Below are 263 nucleotides of genomic sequence, written 5' to 3' on the forward strand. Positions count from 1 at the left end.
AATGCGGCAGCTGTAATTGCCTGCCCTGCAATGCTCAATGAACCTAAACCATCCGGCGCACTGATCGTAAATGTATTACCAGTTGTATTGCCATCTTCGGCAACGCTTTCATCTCCAGTTGCACCAGCGTTATTGTCATCAATCGTAACGCTTGGCGCACCATCGGTAGTGCCAGTTACCGTGATCACAACTGTTGTGGTTGAGAAGCTTCCGTCCGCATCTTTTAAGGTGTAGCTAAACGTGTCTGTTGCCGTTGCACCTTC

Annotated in this window: 1 protein-coding gene; it reads right to left on the reverse strand. The window is 49.0% G+C overall.

Annotation, left to right across the window (positions count from 1 at the left end; translation table 11 throughout):
- A partial coding sequence (locus tag Q1A41_RS20295; RefSeq protein WP_299982993.1) for a hypothetical protein occupies positions 1-263 on the reverse strand: 263 nt, incomplete at both ends.

This window comes from uncultured Pseudoteredinibacter sp. (assembly GCF_947502065.1).
GTDB lineage: Bacteria > Pseudomonadota > Gammaproteobacteria > Pseudomonadales > Cellvibrionaceae > Pseudoteredinibacter.